The sequence below is a fragment of the Mucilaginibacter sp. genome (assembly GCF_028287845.1).
Lineage (GTDB): Bacteria > Bacteroidota > Bacteroidia > Sphingobacteriales > Sphingobacteriaceae > Mucilaginibacter.
Map to the genome: position 1 here is coordinate 1 of NZ_JAQBOW010000131.1, position 7373 is coordinate 7373.

Annotated in this window: 8 protein-coding genes; 5 read left to right on the top strand and 3 right to left on the bottom strand. The window is 37.9% G+C overall.

The features are described from left to right. Window positions 1-482 (bottom strand): nucleoside recognition domain-containing protein (locus tag JWP71_RS13120; protein WP_299500745.1); only part of this gene is annotated, 482 nt, incomplete at its 3' end. A gap of 111 nt (window positions 483-593) precedes the next feature. Between JWP71_RS13120 and JWP71_RS13125 the strand changes: the two genes are divergently transcribed. Together JWP71_RS13125 and JWP71_RS13130 are read left to right on the top strand one after the other, a co-directional pair. Beyond that, entirely contained in the window at window positions 594-1031 is a 438-nt protein-coding gene (locus JWP71_RS13125) for a DinB family protein (RefSeq protein WP_299500747.1), read from the top strand. A 14-nt stretch (window positions 1032-1045) separates the two neighbouring features. Then, on the top strand, window positions 1046-1465 hold the full coding sequence (locus JWP71_RS13130) for a DUF3052 family protein (protein ID WP_299500749.1): 420 nt from the start codon (window positions 1046-1048) through the stop codon (window positions 1463-1465). Here JWP71_RS13130 and JWP71_RS13135 read toward each other — a convergent pair. Next, a complete protein-coding gene (locus tag JWP71_RS13135; RefSeq protein WP_299500751.1) occupies window positions 1462-1938 on the bottom strand; it encodes a hypothetical protein in 477 nt (158 codons plus the stop codon). The genes JWP71_RS13130 and JWP71_RS13135 overlap by 4 nt on opposite strands. A 104-nt stretch (window positions 1939-2042) precedes the next feature. On the opposite strand from JWP71_RS13135, the gene JWP71_RS13140 reads away from it, so the two are divergent. The 3 genes from JWP71_RS13140 (at window position 2043) to JWP71_RS13150 (ending at window position 5357) form a co-directional block, all read left to right on the top strand. Then, window positions 2043-2471: an OsmC family protein gene (locus JWP71_RS13140; RefSeq protein WP_299500753.1), complete on the top strand. Its 429-nt coding sequence runs from the start codon at window positions 2043-2045 to the stop codon at window positions 2469-2471. A 20-nt stretch (window positions 2472-2491) separates the two neighbouring features. Then, window positions 2492-3679, top strand: coding sequence for an aminotransferase class I/II-fold pyridoxal phosphate-dependent enzyme (locus tag JWP71_RS13145; RefSeq protein ID WP_299500755.1), 1188 nt, complete (start codon window positions 2492-2494; stop codon window positions 3677-3679). Window positions 3680-3974: 295 nt separating this feature from the next. Beyond that, the gene (locus JWP71_RS13150; protein ID WP_299500757.1) at window positions 3975-5357 is read left to right on the top strand and encodes an OmpA family protein; all 1383 of its coding nucleotides are present in this window, start codon (window positions 3975-3977) and stop codon (window positions 5355-5357) included. Between the two features lie 91 nt (window positions 5358-5448). Here JWP71_RS13150 and htpG read toward each other — a convergent pair whose 3' ends face one another. Then, complete coding sequence (htpG, locus tag JWP71_RS13155) at window positions 5449-7332, bottom strand: molecular chaperone HtpG (RefSeq protein WP_299500759.1); 1884 nt, start codon at window positions 7330-7332, stop codon at window positions 5449-5451. Window positions 7333-7373 lie beyond the last annotated feature (41 nt).

The following is a 7373-nucleotide window of genomic DNA, read 5'->3' on the forward strand; positions in this document are numbered from 1 at the left end:
GCTATAATAGCTATGGGTAAAAGCGTTAAGCCCGACGCGTGTAACACCAAAAACATAATCTGCGCGTTTGACGCGGTATCTTTATCCTTATTTAGTTCTTGCAGGCCGTTCATGGCTTTCAAGCCAAAAGGGGTGGCAGCGTTATCAAGACCTAATAAATTGGCTGCATAATTCATCATCATTTGCCCAACAGCAGGGTGATCTTTTGGCACTTCGGGAAACAGACGGTTGAAAAACGGACCTACCATGCGCGAAAGGAAATTTATTGCACCGGCTTTTTCGGCAATTTTTAACATGCCCAGGTAAAACGCCATGATACCCACCAACGGCAATGCTATATCCATTACAGAAGCTTTAGTAGAATCGAACGTGCCCTCTACCATTAGCCTGAAAATTTCGGTATCACCAAAAAATATTAACTTAATAAGGCCGATAACAAAGGCAATTACAAAAAATAATATCCAGATATAATTTAAAGCCATAGTTTGATTTGCAAATATGCAGATGTGAAAATATGCAAATGATTTTGATTTTTACAGATGAACAATTATGTTCCTGATTTTAAGTACCTTCAAAAATAAAATAATATTAAAGTGAAAGATACTATTCAGAAATTAAGTGCCACAATTGATGAGTTGCTAAAAGCAGACAGGCAAACTATAAATTGGGATTATAAACCTGCAATTGATCAATGGTCGAAAAAAGAGATTATTGGACATTTAATTGACAGTGCACAAATTAACCTGCAACGTTTTGTGCGTTGTACTTACGAAGAAAATTTTAAGCTGATATATGAACAGGTAGAATGGGTTAAAGTACAGCATTATCAGGAGGCTGACATACATGATATAATAACGCTGTGGAAATTGCTTAATCAGCAAATTATCAGGGTGTTAAATAATTATCCGATTGATAGGTTAAATGCCAAATGCGATAATGATAAAAATGAAGTTCAACTACACACGGTGAAATGGCTTGCACAGGGTTATGTTGATCATTTAAGGCACCATTTAAAACAAATATTAAATTAAATGAACAAGTGAATATGTCTCAATCTGTAGGTTACTCTGGTACCCTATTAGCTAAGAAATTGGGTATTAAAGCTGGTTATACTATAAGTTTGATAAATGTGCCGCCAAATTACTTTGGGTTATTTACAGATCTTCCTATTGATATAAAGATTACAAAGAATGAAGATGTTAATAAAGATCTTATTCATTTTTTTACCAAACAAAAGACTGAACTTGCTAACCTGCTTCCGCAATTAAAAGCACAAATTAAGCCGGATGGAATAATCTGGGTATCATGGCCCAAAAAAGCATCAAAAGTTGTAACAGATATTACAGAAGACTATATCAGGAATTACGCCATCAGTATAGGGTTGGTTGATATAAAGGTGTGCGCGGTTGATGAAATATGGTCGGGATTAAAATTGGTTATACCGGTTAAAGACCGGATATATTAATCATAAGCCGTAATGTTTTTATCAGATATGATCTGCACCAAATAATCTTTTTTTAACGGATCGTAAGGCATAATATCATTGGTAGTTATATAGATCTCGCAAAGGTTTTTTATAACGTATGTTTGAATATCACCTATCGCCCCGCTTGTGTGGATATATTGTGATATAGAATTGTTTAGCAGGTCATACTGCTCCATTGCGTTTGTTTCCAGTTCCATAAACAAACGCTTTCCATCCGCCCGCAGGCTTAAATTTACATGGCTGCCGCCCTTTATGGGCAGGGTGTATATCCTGTTATTTGTTTTGGTATTTTTAAGTGCGAGGGTATAACCCTTAGCCATCAAAAATGTATCGGCCCTTTGTAGGTTGTTATGCAATATGTATTTGAGATCTTCATAGGAGATTAAGCTTTTTTGAGCAAAACATACGCAGGTTGAGCAGGTAAGCAGCACTGCTAATACTAAGTTTTTCATAAATGGTTTTACAATAAGATGTTCTTAAAATTACAGAAATGTTATTTTAGAGCAAAATTTACTCCCACAAAAGTTATAACTTAGCGCACTTGTTACAATAATATATGCCTACAATACAACTTTCGCGCGTGCATGGCGATTTTGGCTTTGCCGCCACCGATGAAAACGGACATACCGTTAATATGGATAGCAGCCCCGAAAGCGGAGGTCAAAACTATGGTGTGCGTCCAATGCAAATGCTGCTTATGGGCCTGGGTGGATGCTCTGCAATTGATGTCATCGCTATATTAAAGAAACAGCGTCAGGAAGTTAAGGATTATAAGATGATAATTAATGGCCAACGCGAGGCGGGCAAAGAACCTTCTTTATGGAAAGAAATTAATATCGAATTTCACTTATATGGCGACATTGATCTTGACAAAGCCAAAAAAGCAGCAGAATTATCAGTTAATAAATATTGTTCAGTAGGTGCCACTTTAAATAAAGCAGGTGCCGAAATTAAATGGCAGGTGTTTGTATACCCTGCCGCATAATTATAAAACCATCTTACATCATGTCATCCACATCTAAATTAGATCCGATAAGCCAGGCTATACGCATTCAAACAGAAAGAACGCAGCAGCGGGAGCATTCTACTCCCTTATATTTAACCAGCAGCTTCATATTTGAAGAAGCGGAAGCTATGCGTGCCGCATTTGCTGATGAAACTGATGATAATATATACAGTCGTTTCAGTAATCCTAATGTAGACGAGTTTATAGATAAGATGTGTGCCCTTGAAGGTGCAGAAGATGGTTTTGCAACATCCACCGGGATGAGTGCTATATTCGGTGCATTCTTCGCGCTGCTTAAGCAAGGTGATCATATAATAAGCTGTAGCTCCGTTTTTGGAAGCACTTATACCCTGGTTACCAAATACCTGCCCCGTTATGGTATTACCTGCACATTAGTGCCAGCCGGCGACGAGGCAGCATGGGAAGCAGCCGTACAGCCAAATACAAAAATGATTTACCTGGAAACCCCAACCAACCCGCAATTAGAGGTATTGGATTTGGAGTGGTCAAATAAATTTGCCAAAAAACACAACCTTATATTAAGCGTAGATAATTGCTTTGCCACACCATTACTGCAAAAACCCATTGAATATGGCGCGGACCTGGTAATACACTCTGCAACCAAATGGATAGACGGACAGGGTAGGGTGCTTGGTGGTATAATTGTTGGGCGCAAAGATCTGATAAAAGAAATTTATCTGTTTTGCCGTAACACCGGCCCTGCTATGTCGCCTTTTAATGCTTGGGTGTTAAGCAAAAGTTTAGAAACACTTGATGTACGTATGCAACGCCATTGTGAAAACGCGCTTAAGATTGCCGAAACTTTGCAAAAGCATCCTAACGTTTCGTGGGTAAAATATCCTTTCCTGGAGGGGCATCCGCAATATGCCATCGCCAAAAAACAAATGAAATTAGGCGGTGGTGTTTTTTGCATGGAAATAAAAGGCGGACTGGAAGCAGGCCGTAAATTTTTAGACGCTTTGGAAATGCTTTCGGTGACAGCTAATCTTGGCGATACCCGTAGCATAGCATCGCACCCGGCAAGTACCACACACTCCAGGCTTACTGATGCAGAAAGATTAAGCGTTGGTATCACACCCGGGCTAATTCGTATTTCTGCCGGTTTAGAAAAAGCAGAGGATATTATTGCAGACATTACCCAGGCATTAGAAAAAAGCGCAGGTTAATTAAAACCTGCACTTTTTAATATTATCCCCATATTATTACAAAACTGTATAGTTTTAAACTCATAATCTTTTATTCTTAAAAAGGTTATGAGTTTTTCATTTTAATAATTATCAAGTGATTTATATCATTTGATAGTTATTTATACTTAATTCTCAATATATAACCCCATTGTTTTTTTAGTTAAATAAACTTACTAAGTTAAGTAAGTTGAATAGCGTTTTTGTATGGCACTAATGTTGCCTAAAGCCAGTTAACATCTGCCTTATTTAAGACAGATCAACAAAAACAACAATCATGAAAAAAAATTTAAAAAAAGCCGCCCTCTTATTAACAGGAGTTCTGTTAGGCGGCAGTGTATTTGCCCAAACCGACTCTGTAAGTAGTAGAGAGTTTGTAAAGCCATTTTCAGGTATTGGCTCATACCGCACCTGGTCAATAGGTGCTAACATTGGTGCACCATCACTTTTGCTTGCTACCGGCGGCCATAATGGTTTTAATCACTGGGATCCAACATTAGGCTATGGCCTGTCAATAAGGGATCAACTGGTACATTCCTTTGGTCTGCAACTTGATTATAATGGTGGAAAGGTAAAAGGAGGGGTATCTTCAAACCAGCCCTATGTTACTAATATAAATGGAGAGCGATACATCAGTTTCAGCACTAAATATAATCAAGTGACGCTAAGCGGTGTGTTAAACTTTGCTACAGTTGATTATTTACGCCGTAAAAATGCTATAGGGTTTTATGCGAGCGCCGGTTTGGGTGTTGTTTATTATACGCCGACTGTTTATGGCGCAACTACCCCTGGCATCCCAACCACCGCGTCAGCTTCATTTAAGTCGTCAAACATTGTTCTACCTGTTGGAGTAGGTGTAAAATTCCGGTTAACCGATGCGGTAAATTTAAACCTGGGATATAATGAAAACTTTATTGATGGCAGTAGCTTTAATGGTGCTAATCAATACCCTGTTATGAGTCATTATTCTTATGGTTATGCAGGTTTAGAATTTACATTAGGCCCAAAATCAAAACCAAGTATACAATGGGCTAACCCAATCGCCTCCATCCGTCACGAGTATATGACAGAGGAGCAAAGGCTCCAGGCATTGGTTGATGCACAAAAAGCTGCAAATGATAAATTAAGAGCAGATATGGATGCAATGAATGCAAACTTAGCCAAATATACTACCGATAGCGATGGTGATGGCGTTTCTGATTTCTTTGACAAATGTCCGGGTACGCCTGCAGGTGTTAAAGTTGATGGCTCAGGTTGCCCACTACCTATGGCAACTGCAAAACCAGCTGATGTTAAAGTTTATGTAACAGAAGAAGATAAAAAAATTGTTAAAGAAGCTATCAGAAATCTTGAGTTTGATTTCGGTAAATCTACTATACGTCCGCATTCATTCCCAAGCTTAACTAGAGTTGCTCAATTATTAATTGAGAAAAACTTTAGCCTGAAATTGGCCGGACATACAGATAATGTAGGTTCAAGTGATTTTAACTTAAGCTTGTCTAAAAATCGCGCGGAATCTGTTAAAGCTTTCTTAGTAAGTAAAGGCGCTAATCCGTCAAGTATAGAAGCTACAGGTTATGGAAAAACGCAACCAATTGCAACTAACAAAACTGCAAAAGGTCGTCAAATGAACCGTCGTGTAGAGTTTACATTATTCTAATACGCAAAGTGCAATATTAGTATTTATACAATTAAAAAAGCCGCTCAATTTTGAGCGGCTTTTTTAATTAATTATCAGATCAAATTAACTATTAGATCAAATTAACACTCCGGTTAACAAATTCAGTTAAATCAGCGCCGGTTAGTAATCCCTGCGAAAGCAAAGCAAGATCAAACGCCTGTTTAGCCAATTGCGATTGTACATCTTCATTCTCGTCCTGTAGTATGCGGCTCACCAATTTATGGTTACCATTAACTATAACTTTATAATTATCAGGCATACTGCCATAAAAGCCCATTCCGCCACCCATTGCTGCCATATCTTTCATGCGGCGCATAAACTCATCCATGGTTACGGTTACCGGTAATTCATCCGGATTAAGGCTTTCCAGCTCAACTTTATAAGCAGGGCGGTTTATAGCCTTATCAAAAATGGCTTTAACTTTGGTAGCCTCTTCTTCTGTTAAAACATGCTCCAGGGCATCATCTTTTTTTATCAGTTTATCGGCTACATCAGCATCAACACGCTTTAAAGATGTTTTTTCCAGCTTTTGCTCCAGTTGGCTAATGAAGTGATTGTCGATAGGTGAATTCATCAACAATACGTCATAGCTTTTTTTATTGGCAGATTGTATAAACGCATCCTGTTTAGACGGATCATTCGTATAAATATATATCAACTGGCCATCTTTATCAGTTTGTATTGATTCAACCTTAGTTTTGTATTCGTCTAAAGTAAAATTCTCTTTAGCGGTATTGGTTACCAAAACAAAGTCTTTCGCCTTATCATAAAACTTGTCTTCGCTTATCATGCCGTATTTTACAAACAGGCCAATATCGCCCCATTTTTCTTCGTAAGCTTTACGGTCGTTTTTAAATAACTCTGCCAATTTATCAGCCACTTTTTTAGTGATGTAGCTATTTATCTTTTTAACATTGCTATCAGCCTGTAAAAAGCTGCGGGATACGTTCAGCGGAATATCCGGCGAATCAATAACACCATGCAGCAGCATTAAAAATTCAGGTACAATATCTTTTACCTCATCAGTAATAAATACCTGGCGAGAGAAAAGTTTGATCTTATTACGTTGGATCTCAAAATCATTTTTCAACTTAGGGAAGTACAATACACCTGTTAAATTAAATGGATAATCAACATTAAGGTGTATCCAGAACAACGGATCTTCAGTAAAAGGATATAACTCTTTATAAAAAGCCAAATAGTCCTCATCCTTTAAATCGGCAGGTGCTTTTGTCCAGATAGGGTTAGTAACATTAACAATATTATCAACCTCTACATCAATATATTTTGGTTTGCCTTCTTCGTCAACACCATCTTCAACAGATTCTGTGTTTGTGCCGAATTTAATTGGTACAGGTAAGAAACGGCAATATTTATCAAGGATTTGCTGTATGCGCTGTTTATTTAAAAACTCTTCAGACTCGGCATTAATATGCAGGGTTATTTCAGTTCCACGCTCGGCCAGGCTGCCTTCGCTTATTTCAAATTCAGTGCTTCCATCGCAGGTCCAGTGTGCAGGTTCGGCACCTTCCTGGTAAGATAAGGTTTCAATTTCTACCTTATCAGCTACCATAAATGCAGAGTAAAAACCTAAACCAAAGCGCCCGATTATCTCGTTGGCATCTTTAGCTTCTTTAAACTTCTCCATAAACTCGGTAGCGCCCGAGAATGCTATTTGGTTAATATATTTTTTGATCTCGTCGGCGGTCATGCCTAAACCATTATCAGAAATAGTAATGGTTTTTTTCTCCTCATCAAAAGCTATTTCAACACGCAAATCGCCCAGATCGCCATTATACTGACCTAATGACGCCAAACGTTTTATTTTTTGCGTAGCATCAATAGCGTTCGATACCAGCTCGCGTAAAAATATCTCGGTATCAGAGTATAAGAATTTCTTAATTATCGGAAAAATGTTTTCGGTGTGTATCGAAATGGTTCCTTTTTCTTGCATAATTTTATTATTGATTTTCTGGTTAATGATTAGTAACAACC